Source organism: Tahibacter harae (assembly GCF_024437735.1).
Classification (GTDB): Bacteria; Pseudomonadota; Gammaproteobacteria; order Xanthomonadales; family Rhodanobacteraceae; genus Tahibacter; species Tahibacter harae.
The window spans coordinates 94,551-109,230 of the sequence record NZ_JANFQO010000006.1 but is presented as its reverse complement, the minus strand read 5'-3'; the positions used below and the strand labels follow the sequence as shown (position 1 = coordinate 109,230).

The following is a 14,680-nucleotide window of genomic DNA, read 5'->3' as shown; positions in this document are numbered from 1 at the left end:
GCGCTTCGCAGATTTCACCGGCTTTCGGCCGCGACCTCGCGCTGCGCAATGCGGCATACGCCGTCGGCATCATGCGAATCCGGGTCGCCAAAGCAATCCACCGGGCGGAAACGCCGCGGCATCCCCGGCGCAGTGCTAGCCGGCAACCCTCGTCAGCAGGGTCACTTCACCAAGCACCTGTGCCACCAGCCGCTGCCTCAGCTCGGCTTCCACCCGGGCCAGATCGTCCAGGCCCGACGCAGCGGCGAGGGAATAGATGAAGCCGTCCGAATTCGACCGCAGCGCCCGGCTCACCTTAACGTTTCTGCTGCGCGCCACGGTTTCCCACAGCTTGCGCAGAGGCACCGGTCCGATTCCGCCACGCTGCGAAATACAGAACTGGAAATAGATCACCAATCTGTTCTGCAACGGTACGCGCTCAGCCGTGCTGGCCGTGTTCAACATGCATACCCTTGTCGCCGTATCGCGCGTCACCGCTCAGCGATCCGATAGTTTGCGCTGACCTGTCCATCGCCTTGTTCGGCCATGGCGCGGCACCAGCCTGGAGACCGCCCGGAAAAGTCCGGGCGGTCGCGCAGTCAACGCGCAGAAACGTCCTGCTCCGCAGCACCGGGCTGCTGTTCGTCCGTCGCGCGCGTGCGCTTCTCTTCAGCCAGTTCGGAATTGGCCTGGTCCACCTCGTTCACTCGATCGGCGGCGTTTTGCGGCGCACCTTCCGCACCGGACTTGTTGCTGTTGCTGGCATCGGGCTTGGTGTATGTCGTGGCTTCTTTCATGGGGTGACTCCAAATAAGCCATCCGTGGCGATGCGCTCCAGGATCGGTGCAACAGGAAAGCCCTGCCGCAGAAGTCGTGCCGGTGCCCGGCACAAATTTTTCGGGAATGGCACATGCCGCACCGGGTGCGTCATGGCATTGATCGGGGAACTGCCTCAGCGGGACGTGTGAGGCGGAAGGAACTTCACTATGCGCTTCACCGTGTGAAGCACTTGTTACGCAACACGCGCAGCGCCGGCCGCCGCGATGAGGACAATGGCTGCGAACCGGCACGGGATTTCAACGACGGCCAATGCGTACGACCAACAACGAATCGAGTCCCCTGCGCGATCAGAGCACGACGCGGCGCCGACGGCGGCGCGGACACCCGCGTCCCTGGGCGCAGATGACATAAAGGAAGATGTAGAGATACCAGCGACGGTGGCGCAGACGGGATTGGTGGGCTGCCGGAATCCCATTATTGCCGGGAGATGGCGGCATAACGTTGCCGTTTGCCCAGCGGATCCGAGCAATTTTGCACGGATGACGGCGGCCGGGGAAATGGCCCAGGCTGACCGATTACGCAACGTTGCGGGACCGGACTGCTCAGAACCGGGCCCGCTGATTTGCCAGGAAACACCCTGGATTTGGCGTGCCGGCCGGCGCGCCCACACGTTGGGGGGTTATTTTGGATCGATGGCTTGCATCCAGTTCCGGAATTCCGGAATCGGCGGGCAAGCACTTCTTTCTCACCCCGCCCGTAATCTCCGTGGCGTCATTGATCATGATGCCGTCGAAATCTCGGTATTGTTTTAGCAGATCCGCCCCCGCTGCCGGCCGACACAAGGTAGTCCAATGATGCGCTTCCTGATCACAGCTCTTCTTGCTCTTGTATGCTTTCCGGCAGCTGGCCAGCTGCACCCCTGCGATGATCCATCTCTGCCCAAAGAACTGGCGTGGAATCCGCCCAAAGCCGACACGACGGAAAGGCTTGCCCAGTTCTATCGGATGAATGACACGCTGAGCAAAGCCGTTGGTAGCAAAGATTTCGAACTGGCGGCGAGCACGGCGCGAAAATTCCTGGAGGAGTCGCGCTACTACCGTTGCAACTGGAACTTTGGCAATGCGATCCACGATGCCCATGCCGCCCTGGGTATGGAGGCGCTGCATCGCGGCGATGTCTCAGCGGCGGCCAGCTTTCTGGTTCAGGCTGGACGCAGTCCGGGCTCGCCCCAGCTCGACACGTTTGGACCGGACCTGGACCTGGCCAAAGCGGTGTTGAATGCGGGCAGAAAAGACGCGGTCGCGGCCTACCTGTGGGGAATCGGGCGCTTCTGGAAAGAAGACGATGGCTTGGTAGAGCGCTGGAAGCTCGACTTGTCAGCAGGCCGGACTCCAGATTTCGATTCGGATTGACTCCAGGCTGAAGGCACTGTGTCGAACGAGTTACAGGAGTGGTCACACTTGCGGCCGCCACCACGCATCAGCGCCGGTTGAGGTTGAACCCGCCTGTGCCGGGCCAGATTCTCCAGGCACCGCGCGAGTTGGCGGGTCGTGCCTAACCGCCTGCGCACAAGCGAGGCATCGGTGCGCGGTCTCGTGGCCCCCTCGATTCGATCAGCGCAGCGCGGTCAGGATCGTGGGCGGGGTGATGGCGCCAATGGGCGGACGGCGACACGGTATTTCAGCCGCCGCCAGCGCGTGCCGTTCGGGTTGATCAACAGATATAAACCGCCCCGTCGAACAGCGGGCGGTTGGACGGCGGCGTTTTGCGGGCTTCGGTGTCGGCCAGGCGCGTGGAGTAACTGTCGGGAACGGCCCCGGCTTACCCCCATTGTTACCCCCACGCGAATCCGGTTACCCCCGGACATTGGCGAACGCCGCCGGCCGCGGAATTGCGCGGAAAGGCCTGGATTTACGGGATTTTCGGATGCCAGCGAACGCTAGCGGAGATAGGATTGGTGGGCTGTCGGAATCACACTATTGCCGGGAAATGGCGGTATATAGCGGGATTTGGCGGGACGCCTCGGCGGAGTTACCCCCAAAGTTACCCCCAGAATTCCGCGCTTGTTCTGCCGAACAACTCAGGCTGGCGATTCATGATTGACGTAGGTCCAGATCCAGCCAGCGTAATCCGGGTGGGAGGCGTAGTCGTCGGTGGTAGATGGTGGCGGGATAGGAAGCCCCTGGGCGGCCCTATCGGCGCACCAGAGCCCCACAGCCACAGCAGCATTCGCAATCGCTTCCTCCCGCGAATCGCCCGCGCTGAAGCAGCCTGGCAGATCCGGAACCACGATGCCCCACGCGGCGGTGTCGGTGCCGGGTTCGATTGCGATGGGATAGTTCGTCACGTTGCAAATGGTGCGCATGAAACGCGCTGACTGCAAGCTTGCGCGCCAGTTCCGGCGCCTTCTTGGCCACCGTGTCGGCCATCTTCTGCGTCCGCAAACTCGCGCCAGATTGAGCTGCGCGGTCGCTGGCAGTGATTAAAGGTGCAACGTTGCACCTTTTCTCGGGTCTTGCGTGACCTTGGGCAGCGCTCCAATCCTGAGCGCTGGCCACGATCGCTGCTTGCTGGCCCGCCGACATATGGCGGCGATGCCATTTGAATCGGCCAGATAGCAGACCGGCAACGTTGCCGGTCTGCTCAAGCTCCGGTTTGAAACCGGACCTTCCCAAGGGATCACCGGCAGCGTTGCCGGTGATGGCCGGGGTAAATGGTCAACGTTGACCAATCCCGCCACGTGGCGGAATTGGCCGGCACTCGCGCCGAACATGCGGGCAATTTTGCCGTCATGTTCCAGCGCCGGGCCTGGCTCAGAATTGAGCCCGTTGATTGGCAAGGGAAATAACCAGAATTTGGTCATTTCCCCGGTGGGCACGCCTCAAGTTTGAGGTTTGCTGGCGAATCAGCGGGTTAGGGTGGGTCCGGCAACGTTGCCGGAGCCTGCCCGCATCACCGCCGGTTGAGGTTGAACCCGCCCATGCCTGCAAGGTTCTCCAGGCGCCGCGCCATTTCGCGGGTCAGCACGTCCATGGCCTGGCTGTCCTTCACCAGCGTGTTTACATCAACCGCCTTGCCGACGACTTCGACCTGTATGCGGCCGGAGACTCCGCCACCGCTGGCCCCGGATCCGCTGCCGCTGCCCTGTTGCTGCTGCTGGCGCTGCTGTTGATCCTGCTCGCGCCGTCGCTGCTGGTTCTGCTCCAGTAGCTGTTGCTCGCGGGCGATCTGCTCAAGCTGCGCATCGCCCAGATAGTTGAACTGCCGGCGCAACTGCTCCAGGCGCTGGGCCTGTTCGTCGTACTGGGCGTTCTGCTGGCGCAGCGATTCCAGCAGCTGGTTTGCCTGTTCCTGCTGCTCGGCGCCCACAGTGAAGGTAATCCGGTCCAGGCCCTGCGCGTTGGTCGCTGCATCCGCGAACGCCTTGGACATGTCCAGCGCAACGGATGCGGCTTGCGAGGCGGAGGAAGCCACCTTGTCCAGCCCTTCCGCGGCCTTGCTGGACTCCTGGCCCATCTTGGTCGCGCTGTCCGCGGCTTCCTCGGCGGCTGCACCGAGCTTGCCCAGCGAGTCCGCTGCATCGTCGGCCGCGGCGGCAGTGCGCGAGCCGGCTTCCTCGCCTTGCTCGCCCATCGCTGCCAGTGCGGCCGTAACGCCCCTGGCTGCGGCCTCGGCGCGTAGGTGGGCTTCGACCTGGTCGCGGGCGCCCTGAGTGGACTGAGCGACCGCAGCGCGTGCTGCAGCGGCGTACACCTCGAAAGCCCGGATCACGTCCTCCTGACTCGCCTTACCGCGGCGGGCGCCGTCCGCAATCGCGTTGAAGGCATCGCGGGCGCTATCCCTCGCCGCGTTGAGTGCCTGTTGCGACTTGATGCCCAGCCGGCCGAACGCATCGGCCAGGGGATCGGTTGCCGTGGCGATCTCGCGGATACGGTTCTGCAGGGCCAGGCCGGCACGCTCCGCACCTTCCAGGCTGATGCGGCCCTGGTCTGCGGCTGCTTTCAGTGCCGCGCCCAGGGCGGCTACATCTTCCTTCGACGAGGCGGCGCGTACCGCTGCGGTAAAGGCTGCCTCGATCTGTTCGGACGTGGCCCGGGCGTTCTCGGTGATGGCCTGGAACACGGCCACCGCCTGCTTGCCGGCGGCCGTCATGCCTAGCCCAAACTTCTCCGGCGCAACGCCCAGCTTCTCCATTGCGACCAGCAGCGTTGTATCCAGCACCGCGGCTGAATCGGTCGCCCCGCCCTTGAACGTGGCGAAGGCAGCGACCGATGCGGCCTGGAACTTCAACAGCTCCTCGCCGGTGAGCTGCCGCAGGGCCGTTGCGAGTCCGCCCTGAATCGCTTTCGCTGCGCTGTCGGACTCCTTGGCCACCACGGACACGGCCAGGCCAATATCGCCAATCTTGGCAATCGAATCGGTCTCGATGGTTGACAGGGCCTTGCTCAGCGTGTCGCCGAGTGCCTTCGTACTGCCGCCGGCTTTGTCGAGGTCATTCGCCAGCATGCGGGCGCCCTCGCTCAGCTTGGAGCGAAGCGTCCCGTCTGCAACAGACGCGGCGGTCTGCAAGGTCTTTATGCCGGCCTCCACCTCGGCCAATCGAGCCTTGAGGTTGGCCAGGTGCTGCAGGCCCTCGTCGTTGAGGCTGCCTATCGACCGCAGCGCGTCGTAATACTTGATCTGCGCCTGAAGGTACTTCTCAAGCCCGATCAGGCCCTGGGCGTATTGGACCTGTTCTTTCGCGGTGAGAGCTTCGACGGCCGCCGCGGACTTCACTTGCCCATCCCGGTACCGATCGAGGGACGCGGTTGCTGCCTTGAACCGTTCGGCCGCGGCGGCCGTCTCGGCGTTGAGTTCGCGCGTGCGTTCCTCCCAAGCCTTCGTTGCCGGAAGGTTGCGGCCGATGGCGTCGCCCAGCTCGCGAGCGCCCTTCATGGCCAGGTCCAGGCCGATCAGCGCAATGGCGATCTGCACATTGCCCGGCAGCGCGCGGAAGGCGCCGGACAGTGACGTGATGCCCTTGCCGGCGCTCGCTGCGCTGGCGGCTATGCTGGCCAGGTCTGTGATGAATGTGCCGATCTTCACAGCCGCGTAAGCCTTCGCCAGCAGGATCAGCGCACCGGCGTACTCCGCGACAAACTTGCCTGCGCCCACGACGGCATTCGATACGGAAACGATGGCGGAGCCGACCTTGCGCGCCCACGTTTCCAGCGCGTTCGACTTGGCCAGCCCGTCAACTGTCGCGATGGCATCGCGCAGCTGCTGCTTGAAGAACTCCAGCGGCCCCTTGTTGCTGACATCGGTAAAGAACGTCCGTACGCGGCTGCTGAGCTGCGTGAACAGGCCCGAGAGGGTTTCCGCGTTCTTGGCCGCGGCACCTGAATTCATCTTGCCGATTTCGCGCAGCAGCCCGGAGATTTCGGCGCGGCCGAGCTTCCCCGCTTCGCTGAGCTTCTGCAGTTCGCCGACGTTCTTTCCCGTCACCTTGGCCAGCAGGTCCCAGACCGGAACGCCGCGCTCGACCAGCTGCAGGATTTCTTCGCCTTGCAGCTTCTGCTTAGCCCACGCCTGGCCAACCGCCATGATGGTGCCTTCCAGGCGCTCCTGGCTGCCGCCCATGGCAGCGTTCTCGTCGACCAGCGACTGCAGCGAGCCATTCAATGGGTCGATGCCGAACGCCTTCAGCTTGATTGCCGCATCGCGTGTCTGATCGAGCCCTTGGGCGTTGTCGTTGGCGAATTTGGTCAACCCGGCCAACGCCTTCTCGCCGGCCGCGGTGGAGCCGAAAAGCTGCGTGAACTGGTTGCGCGTTTTTTCGGCCTGGTCGCCCAGCAGTGCAACGTCTTTGATGCCCTCGGCCGCGGCGCGAATGGATAGGCCGGCGAAGATGCCGGCGACCGCGCTGCGCAGGCTCTGGAGTACGCCCCCGGTTTGTTTCGCCTGCGTGCCGGTCTTCTGCAGCGTGGCCGCGTACTCGCTAGCCTCGTTGATGGCCTGCTGCGTGCGGTGCGTGACGTCGGCCTGCGCCTTGGCCAGCTGGTTGAGGTCGTAGCCGGCGCCCTTGATGACGTTCTCGGCGCGCTGTAGCGCCGCGGTCTGCTTGTTCTGCTCGACCGCCAGGCGCGCAACCTCGGCGCGGGCCTTCGCCAAGTCCTTTTCCAGCTTCTTCGTCGGCTCCAGCGTGTTGCTGAATTCCGTCTCCAGCTCCTTCGTCCGCTGCCGCGCCAGGAACAGCTTGTCTCCGGTCTCCTGCAGCTGCGCCTTGAGCGCGGCGAAGCCCTTCACTGCCGCCTCGGTCTTGGTCAGCCGGTCCAGTTCGTCTATCAGGGCTCGGGCTTTCGGGTCGGCTTCGTCGGCTGATTTGGCGAGCGAGTCGAAACTGTCGCCCATCTTTTTCACGCCTTCCTGCCCCTCGACCTGGGCAACAAAGCGGAGGATTTCATCGCGGGTTGCCATGGCTAAAGTCTCCCGAGCTGCCGGCGGATCTCCGCGGACAGGCGTTGCAGTGCGAATCGAACCATTCCCGCGTTCACGTCTGGATCGCGGAGTATCTGCGCGGTGCTGCTGCCGTACATGGCCTTGATCGGCTGCCGTTTCTTGCCAACGTAGCGGCCGTATTTCATCTTGCGCTTGGCCTTCGTCAGGTCGCGCTCGAATATTTGCGCGTTGCCGCTCAGGCCCGTCGCTTTGAATGCGTGCTTGAAGCGCTGCGGGCCATCAGCCCGTGCGATGGTTACCGTAACGCCGCTCGTCTTGCTCGCGACTGCGCGGTAGTTCAGTAGGCCCGTTCCGCGGTGGTAGCCGGTCAGGGTGATGGTGTTGCCGCTGCGCTGAACTCCGGAGGTGTCGCGGATGCGCGCGGCGGTCAGGTTGTAGCGGCTCGTCGCCTGGCGGGCGAACTCCGGCACCAGTCGGCGCTGCAGGTCGGAGGCCGCAAGGGCCTCCGCCTTCTCCAACTTCGACGCCAGCGACTTGAAGCGCTTTCCGGCGGCATACGCGCCGCGGGTGTCGACTTTCAGGCCCATGCCGTTGCATCGCTCCAATTGCTGTTTGCCGCGTCACCAACCCGAGAACCAGGGAGCCGGCCGCGGCTGCCGGCGTTGTTATGGACACTGACCGGCTTGTCCGGCCATCAGGAGTGCGTAGTCCGGTGGTTTGTGTCGCTGGGCTTGGCGCGGCGCGCGTAGACCTTTGCGACGGGATCTGTTGCGTAGCTCTTGCCGGTGCGCCGGTCTTCGTAGATTTGCAGCGCGCCGCGTTGCGGCTTCGTGCGTGCCGTGCTGCGAATGCATGTGGTCACGGGCGGGATTGCGCGTGTCCGCTTTGGCGCCGCACGGAAATACTGTTTGGTCACTGCCATTTCTGCCCCCGAATATGGCCGCTTGGTTGTCAGTGGATGTGTGAGCTGTTGGGCGCGGGGAGCGGCTTGCCGCCGGCGATGGCATCCATGGTGAGCTTGTAGGCGAACTCCTCCACGCTGATGCCAGCGGCAATGGCGAGCTTCGCAGCGGGATCACGCCAGCCGCCCGGTGCGACGGCGCTGATGTCGCGGATCCGCTTCCGCTCTGCGAGCGCAGCGTCATGCGCCGCCTGCCGTTCGCCTTCCTTGACGCCTTCGGCGTGGGACTGTTGCAACATCGCCGCCTGCACGGCCGCGGGTGCGGCGCGGAAGTCCGAAACGATTTCGATGCCTTCGCCGTCGGGGCTGGCCTTCAGCGCCGACTGCAGGCCAGCGTTGTTCCAGACGTAGGTAGTGTCTTTCAAGGTCAACATGTGCGATTTCCTCAGTTGCGTTGCGGGTTCTGCACGGAAGCGATTGCCTTATCCCAGAGGGCGGCAGCATCGGTGCGTGGCTGGTTGTGCTGCGCATAGATCGCGGCCGGATCAAGCGTGGCTCGCCGGCCTTGCGCGGTGCGGGGTTGTGGCCGACTGGCCTCGATCTTGGCGAATGCGTGGTCCCAGGCGTCTTGCGCCGTGGGCTGGCGCTGCTGCGGGTCGTTGTGCGCGGCGTAGATCGCCGCCGGGTCCAGCGTGCTGCGGGTTGAAGTGGGCGGGCTTGTGCTCGGCTTCGCGCCCGATCCCAGGAGCTTCAGAGATGCCGCCAGGTCGCTCTCGGTCATGAGGCCGGAACGCATCGCCGTAGCGATCACGCCTTCCCAGCTATTCGGCCCAGCAGCCTGGGCGACGCTGGCGAGCGTACTGGCGGCCGATGCTGGAACCGTTGCCGCGGCCTGGGCTGGCGGCTGTACGGCGGGCGGATCTTCCGTGACAGCGACGCGCGGCGCTCGATCGAAGGCGTCGATCTGGGCGGGCGTGGCCTGCTGCAGTGTCCAGTAATAGCCGTTCTGGCCGCGTGCCCACACAGCGACTTGTCCCTGCACTACGTGCGCGACGCTCGGCCTTTCGGGGTGGGCGGCGATGGTGCCGGGCGCAAGCGCTTCCGTGCCGGCGTATGCGTCTTTCTGGTTGATGACGAACAGCTGATTGCTCACAGGTCGAGGTCCTTTTGCAGCTTCGCAAGCTTTTCGCCGAGCCCTCTTGCATCGGCGTTGTACAGCGGGATTTGGTCGTTCGAGGCGCTGGGCAGGATCTGGATTTCCTTGTGCAGCGCAGCGGCCCAAGTCGGCGGGTGGTAGTAGTCCTCTTTGACTTCCACCTCCATGAAACGCGGAACGCTCTGCCCGTTGTGCAGAGTCACGTTTGCTGGCGGATTGCCCATGTATGGGCCGCCCCGGTATTCGGTCTTGCGCCATTCCGCGTTGTGCGGATGTTCGGCCTCGTTGATGCCGACCATCTTTCGAATCGTGCGCGTCCCGGTGCGCCCCAGGATGTGACGGATCTGGTTGGGGCTCGGCACGGAGCCTTCGCGGCCTGCATTGGCCAGCGTGTAATTTTGCTCCTCGATGAATTTGTCGATGGCGCGCAGCTTCATCAGCGTTTCAGCCAGCGCCGCGGCCTGCTTGGCGTAGTCCTTGCGGATCAGTTCCTCGCCGAGCTTGCGTGCCTTCTCTGCGCGGGCAACGATGGCGTCAATCTCCTGTGCCTTCTCGCGCTCCTGCGCCTGTGCGAGCTTGCCTTCCAGCAGCTTCACGCGCTCAGCACGGCGGCCAGCGTCGCGAGAGCTGGCGACCAATTGAGCGTCGATGCGATCGAGTTCCTTCGTGTCGTCGGCAAGCAGAGCATCGCCGCGCGCCTCTCGCAGGCGGGCGTCCGCCGCTGCGGCTTCCTCCGCGCGCTTTGATTCGGCGTCGATCTCGGCCTGGATCTTGGCGCTACCGGATTTCAGAAAGTCGAACATCAGGGTTTGTCCTCGTGGGGTCGCGCTCCCGAGGCGTTGACGCCAGGCGCCAGCGACACGCCGGCATGGATTTCGGGGTGGGCGCGGTCGATGGCCTGGCGTACAAGTTCTGCGGTCGACGTGCCGCGCACCAGGGCGAGCTTGCGCAGCTCAAGGTGAGCATCGGACGGCAGGCGGATTTGCAGCAGCTTGAGATTCATGGAACCCAAGTCTGCATGCGCGAATTCGCTACTGCGCAGGCATGTGGGACAATGTGGCCCGATGTGGCTCGATGTGGAAATTTCAGGCGCTGTTGCGGCGCCGAACGCGGTCAGGCTGCGCGGATTTGCGCAAGTTTCTTCTGCTGGGCTATCCAGGCATCAAGATCGGCCAAGCGGTAACGAATCCCGCGGCCGGCGCGGATGAACTCGGGCCCCGCTCCCTTCCTGCGCCATTCCTCCAGCGCGCGAACGCTGACGGCCAAATAGACCGCCGCTTTCTTCGGCGGCAATAGGCCGCTCGGCGGCATCTCCCACACTTCGGACTTGGTCATGGTGCAACGGCTCCTCTCAGTGAAGCGCAACTACGGCAGCCTTCAAGGGCAACACGTAACTCAAAAAAGTACATCTGCTGCTGCGGCCCATAGAACCCGAAAAACTCTCGCAGCCCGGGAGTCGTATGCCCCCGTGGTGACGCCACCCTCCAGAGGGACCCCGGCCCGTTGGCGCCCAGGTCGGCTCGTGGCGCTGCGGTGCGAGGTAGGAAGTCGGGGCGGCGCTGGGACTAGCGAGCCCGCGCGTGTAGTAGGCCCCACTGCGATGGCCATGCCTGGAAAGGATCCGTGCGCTACGGTGCATGGGCAGCCTCCAGCCAAGTCAGCCGGTAGCGCGCCTTGGTGCCGGGGCGGTAGGGCTGCACCTTGGCTAGCAGCCCGAGCTGCACCAGTTCCTTGCGTGCGCGGTCCAGGCGTGCCGGATCCCACCACTTGTACCGCTGCATGACCCTCGGCGAGATACAGACCGTACCGTCCCCGCTCTCGGCGTGCTGGTGCACCAGGCGCAGGGCCAGCTGCTGAGCCAGCGACGAGGCGCGCCACAGGTCGAGAGGTATGGGCATGGTGCGGACGGCGGTCACGCGCGGCCGGGTCCTTCCCCGCAACAGACGGCACCACAAGTGCAGTCCTGGCCAATGCTGGCGCGGTCTGCAGGCTGGCGGAACTGGCGGTCGCTGGGCAGATGGGCCGAACTATTTCGGTCGTGTATCCAAAGTTTCGGGGCGTCCGAGTGCCCGCTACCAGCCGACCCCATTGGGGCCCCGGCACGGCAGGTCGGGCAAATGCAGCAGATCTGCGGTGTTTCCATCACGCCGCCTCCTCGCCGTCCTTGGCTGCCCTGTAGGCAGTGGCGTTAGTGGCGGAAGTGGCGGTACTTCTCGTATGAGCAGCTTGAGAAATGTTTCTCGCGTGGACTAACCCCAAACCTCCGCCACTTCCGCCACTCGTGCCACTGTCCGCCAGACCGATTCCGCGCCAACGGCGCTTGCCTCCTGTGCCTTTCTCGGCGTCGAATCCACGCTCCGAAAGCCGCATACCGAAATCCCGCTGCGGTCGCGGACGTTCACCAGAGTTCTCGCACCACTCCACGTAGGCTTTGTAGAGATCGCTGGCTGGTACGGTGAAGAACGGATTCTCTCGGCAGCACTCGCTGATGAACGCGCCGATGGCGTCGCTGCTGGATCTGTAGTCGGCGGTAGCGGCCTTCACACTGGCTGGGGTGTTGAAGCCGTTGGCGCGATACTTCTTGAGCCCTTCGAGTGCCCAGGACAACACGCCCGGAAGCTCGGCGCGCAACTTGTCGACCAGTCTCGCGTCGCGCATTTCCGGTGGGATGGTCACGACGAACGGAAGCAATCGCAGACGGCGCCAAATGCCCTCGTCCGTGCCAGCGACACGTGGCCGATGGTTGGTCTGCAACATCAGCAGGTGCGTTGGTTTGAACTGGTAGAAGTCCTGGCGCATGCGGCGGGCGGTGATCGTGTCGCCGCCGGTAAGCATCTTGGCGACCTCCTCGTTCAGGCGGCCGGCCTCGCCTGTTTCCGACACCACGACCAGGCGCTTTCCCTGCAGGTCCGCCAGTGCGGTCGGGTGTTCGTTGCCGCCCTTCGCGATCAGCAGGCTGGGGGCGGCGGTGCCGGCGTAGTCGCCCAGCAGCGCTTGCATGGTCGATAGGAAGGTCGATTTGCCGTTGGCGCCGCAGCCGAAAAGGATGGGGAGGAGGTGCTCGCCACGGTGCCCCGTCAGCGAGTAGCCGGCCAGGCGCTGGATGTAGTCCAGCAGTTCGGCGTCATCAGCCATGATGTCCGCGAGGAACTTGCGCCACGTCGGCGCGTCGGCGGCAAAGTCGATTTCAGCGCCGGCGGTTTTGGTGATGTAGTCATTCTGCTGGTGCTCGCGGCGCTTCCAGTTGCGCAGGTCGAGCACACCGTTGGGCAGGCCGAGCAGATCGGGGTCGGCATCGAGTTCGTCGGCACGGCAGCAAAGCATCGGCTGCGCCATGTGCAGCGTCGCGCGCACTGCACTCGCCTGTTCGGACGCGGTAGCGAAGCGGAAACGTGCCTCCATGGCCTGCTCCCGGATCTTGCGCTCTGCACCGTCTTTCGATGCAGCAACCCACGGTGCCATCGCAGCAGCTTCTTCGGCGATCAGGCGGCCGAGTCCGTGCGCGATGCGGCGGGCGCCGAGTTCATCGAGTTTCCACGGTGGGCCCCAGGTATGCCAGCCGATGCCGTCGACGTAGAGCAAATGGTCGCCGAAGTGATGCTTCAGCCGGTTGGCATTGGCCAGGTCGGAGCATGGCGAGTGCGCATTGCCCCAGGGCCTACATTCGAGAACGCCCTCTGCAATAGCGTCGGCCATCGCACGGGTTTCCAGGTCAGCGTGCATTGAGCACCGCCTTCGCGTTCTCAACGCGGTCGACCGCTTCGCCGAGTCGGTGGAGGTCTGTGCTGTCGAGCGGCTGCCCCTGCAGCAATTGGCGGCCGGCGATCACTATCACGCCCATCTCCAGTTGGATGGCGTTGAGGGCGGCGCGCCAGCGGGCCTGCGATGCATGCTCGCGCTGGACAGCGCGCTCTACAGGCGTGAGGTTGCGCAGATCGCGACGCACGAAAAGATCGCCGATTTCGAGCCCACACGCATGCACTACATCGGCGGCGCTGCAGCCTGCGAAGCAGTGCAGGAGGACGCGGCCGTCTTCACCCGACGACAGACTCAGAGATGCGGTGCGATCTTCGTGGGCGGGGCAGCGTGCGGTGTAGCCTTTGCCTTGGCGGCGAACGCGGTCGAGTCGGGAAACGAGGCGTTCGAGCGGATCAGTGATTGCGTCGCCGGAGCGCGGGCGGGTATGCTTGTCACACGAATGCACTGCCAATCTGCTTGAACTCGACGCCCCGGTAGCCGCCGGGGCGTTCTTGTTTGTGGCGGTCATGGCGCTCCTTATGCAGCACGCGCATCAGTAGAAGCGGTCACGATGCGCGGCATCGAGTCGAGCCACGCCTTTTCGTTTTCGAGCGTGACGAACGTGCGGCGTCCCAGCTTCTGAGCGACGAGGCGACCGGCGCGGATCTGACGCCACACGGTCGCTTCGCCGAAGTTGTTGCGGGCCGCGATCTCAGCCGGCGAAAAGGCGCGGCGTTCGACGGTTGCGGGTTTCATTGCAGCCTCCTGATTGGTCCGTATCGGTTCGGACCGTTCCCGCAATCGTCACTCAGGTGGGGCCAAACCTCGCAGAAGCTTTCGTGTGCGCTTTTGAGCGAGAAACTTCGGTCACTCATGCTGAGCGAAACGCCCTCCAGCGCGCACCAACGCCCTCCGTGTCAACGTCGTCAACCTCGAGCGTTGCCGATACCAGCAATGCGACCAGATCGGAACATGGGCCGTCACTGACCATCTCGAATTCGTGGCAGAGCCTGCGTTCAAGCAGGCGCGCCCTTCGCTCGGGCTCGCTGTGGTTTCCGATCGGCGGCTGCAAGGGATCATGCTCGGCTGTATCGGCGACGATCTTCGCGAGATCAGCAATGAGCGAGTCCAGCGCGAGAACGATGTCGTAGTTGGACTGATCGCCCGTTCGCCGCTTGTCATAAATCGTCGCTGACATTCTGTCCCAGCCGAGGCGTTTGTCCGCCTTGATCTCAGCGCGCAGCTTCGTCGCCAGCTTTGAAAGCTTGGCCCGTCGCTCCCGCACTTTTCGGGGCACCTCAGTTCTGAGCCGCCCACCGCGCCAAGCGCACCATTTCAGGATGGACCGCCGACCATGCGCCAGCGCTTGGGCAGCGCCTCCCCACCTTTCCGCGCGCTTTCCGCTGGTGATGCGCCTTTCGATCTCCAGCCAGGCATTGGTTGGCTGTGCGCCGGTTTTCCCCATCAGCAGTGAACTGGATAGCACCATTTTCAACTGCGGCTCATACTCACGGTTGCCGCTGTCGAGAAAGTCGCGCCCTTCGTCAATCCACGCCTGCGGGACTGCGTCGTCGATGCCGTGAAGCAGCAGCAACCTTGAAATCCGGCGGTGCTCCTTGTAGTCGTCGTCGCCCAGCCGATCACATTCGGCTCGGATTTCTTCGATCGTTCGCTCGCCTGTTCTCATT

17 protein-coding genes are annotated in these 14,680 nt (G+C 64.2%); 1 reads left to right on the top strand and 16 read right to left on the bottom strand.

Going from position 1 to position 14,680, the window contains the following annotated elements:
• Nucleotides 1–135 precede the first annotated feature (135 nt).
• Together NM961_RS08300 and NM961_RS08295 are read right to left on the bottom strand one after the other, a co-directional pair.
• A complete protein-coding gene (locus NM961_RS08300; RefSeq protein ID WP_255913605.1) occupies nt 136–444 on the bottom strand; it encodes a hypothetical protein in 309 nt (102 codons plus the stop codon).
• 134 nt (nt 445–578) lie between these two features.
• Nucleotides 579–776 (bottom strand): hypothetical protein, encoded by a 198-nt coding sequence (locus NM961_RS08295; RefSeq protein ID WP_255913603.1) that lies wholly within the window; start codon nt 774–776, stop codon nt 579–581.
• Nucleotides 777–1,610: 834 nt separating this feature from the next.
• Between NM961_RS08295 and NM961_RS08290 the strand changes: the two genes are divergently transcribed.
• Nucleotides 1,611–2,171: a hypothetical protein gene (locus tag NM961_RS08290; protein ID WP_255913602.1), complete on the top strand. Its 561-nt coding sequence runs from the start codon at nt 1,611–1,613 to the stop codon at nt 2,169–2,171.
• Nucleotides 2,172–2,839: 668 nt separating this feature from the next.
• On the opposite strand, the gene NM961_RS08285 is transcribed toward NM961_RS08290, so the two are convergent.
• The 14 genes from NM961_RS08285 to NM961_RS08220 all read right to left on the bottom strand — a co-directional run bounded on the left by NM961_RS08285 (nt 2,840) and on the right by NM961_RS08220 (nt 14,679).
• On the bottom strand, nt 2,840–3,106 hold the full coding sequence (locus NM961_RS08285; RefSeq protein ID WP_255913601.1) for a type II toxin-antitoxin system HicB family antitoxin: 267 nt from the start codon (nt 3,104–3,106) through the stop codon (nt 2,840–2,842).
• Nucleotides 3,107–3,241: 135 nt separating this feature from the next.
• Nucleotides 3,242–3,622 (bottom strand): hypothetical protein, encoded by a 381-nt coding sequence (locus NM961_RS08280; protein ID WP_255913600.1) that lies wholly within the window; start codon nt 3,620–3,622, stop codon nt 3,242–3,244.
• 89 nt (nt 3,623–3,711) lie between these two features.
• Entirely contained in the window at nt 3,712–7,215 is a 3,504-nt protein-coding gene (locus tag NM961_RS08275) for a tape measure protein (protein ID WP_255913599.1), read from the bottom strand.
• Between the two features lie 2 nt (nt 7,216–7,217).
• Nucleotides 7,218–7,784 carry a hypothetical protein gene (locus NM961_RS08270; protein WP_255913598.1) on the bottom strand — a complete coding sequence of 189 codons (567 nt, stop codon included), beginning with the start codon at nt 7,782–7,784 and terminating at the stop codon, nt 7,218–7,220.
• A gap of 364 nt (nt 7,785–8,148) precedes the next feature.
• The gene (locus NM961_RS08265) at nt 8,149–8,532 is read right to left on the bottom strand and encodes a hypothetical protein (protein WP_255913597.1); all 384 of its coding nucleotides are present in this window, start codon (nt 8,530–8,532) and stop codon (nt 8,149–8,151) included.
• An 11-nt stretch (nt 8,533–8,543) separates the two neighbouring features.
• On the bottom strand, nt 8,544–9,251 hold the full coding sequence (locus NM961_RS08260; RefSeq protein ID WP_255913593.1) for a hypothetical protein: 708 nt from the start codon (nt 9,249–9,251) through the stop codon (nt 8,544–8,546).
• Nucleotides 9,248–10,057, bottom strand: a complete 810-nt coding sequence (locus tag NM961_RS08255; RefSeq protein ID WP_255913590.1) for a hypothetical protein — start codon at nt 10,055–10,057, stop codon at nt 9,248–9,250. Before NM961_RS08255 ends, NM961_RS08260 begins: the two co-directional genes overlap by 4 nt.
• Nucleotides 10,057–10,257, bottom strand: a complete 201-nt coding sequence (locus NM961_RS08250) for a ribbon-helix-helix protein, CopG family (RefSeq protein ID WP_255913589.1) — start codon at nt 10,255–10,257, stop codon at nt 10,057–10,059. The genes NM961_RS08255 and NM961_RS08250 overlap by 1 nt, the downstream gene beginning before the upstream one ends.
• Nucleotides 10,258–10,367: 110 nt before the next feature.
• Nucleotides 10,368–10,589 carry a helix-turn-helix transcriptional regulator gene (locus NM961_RS08245; RefSeq protein WP_255913588.1) on the bottom strand — a complete coding sequence of 74 codons (222 nt, stop codon included), beginning with the start codon at nt 10,587–10,589 and terminating at the stop codon, nt 10,368–10,370.
• A 293-nt stretch (nt 10,590–10,882) separates the two neighbouring features.
• Nucleotides 10,883–11,170 carry a hypothetical protein gene (locus NM961_RS08240; RefSeq protein WP_255913587.1) on the bottom strand — a complete coding sequence of 96 codons (288 nt, stop codon included), beginning with the start codon at nt 11,168–11,170 and terminating at the stop codon, nt 10,883–10,885.
• A gap of 226 nt (nt 11,171–11,396) precedes the next feature.
• Nucleotides 11,397–12,977, bottom strand: a complete 1,581-nt coding sequence (locus NM961_RS08235; RefSeq protein ID WP_255913586.1) for a DNA primase family protein — start codon at nt 12,975–12,977, stop codon at nt 11,397–11,399.
• Nucleotides 12,967–13,521 (bottom strand): CHC2 zinc finger domain-containing protein, encoded by a 555-nt coding sequence (locus NM961_RS08230; protein ID WP_255913585.1) that lies wholly within the window; start codon nt 13,519–13,521, stop codon nt 12,967–12,969. The genes NM961_RS08235 and NM961_RS08230 overlap by 11 nt, the downstream gene beginning before the upstream one ends.
• An 8-nt stretch (nt 13,522–13,529) precedes the next feature.
• Nucleotides 13,530–13,748: a hypothetical protein gene (locus tag NM961_RS08225; protein WP_255913584.1), complete on the bottom strand. Its 219-nt coding sequence runs from the start codon at nt 13,746–13,748 to the stop codon at nt 13,530–13,532.
• Between the two features lie 115 nt (nt 13,749–13,863).
• A complete protein-coding gene (locus NM961_RS08220; protein WP_255913583.1) occupies nt 13,864–14,679 on the bottom strand; it encodes a hypothetical protein in 816 nt (271 codons plus the stop codon).
• Nucleotide 14,680: the final 1 nt, after the last annotated feature.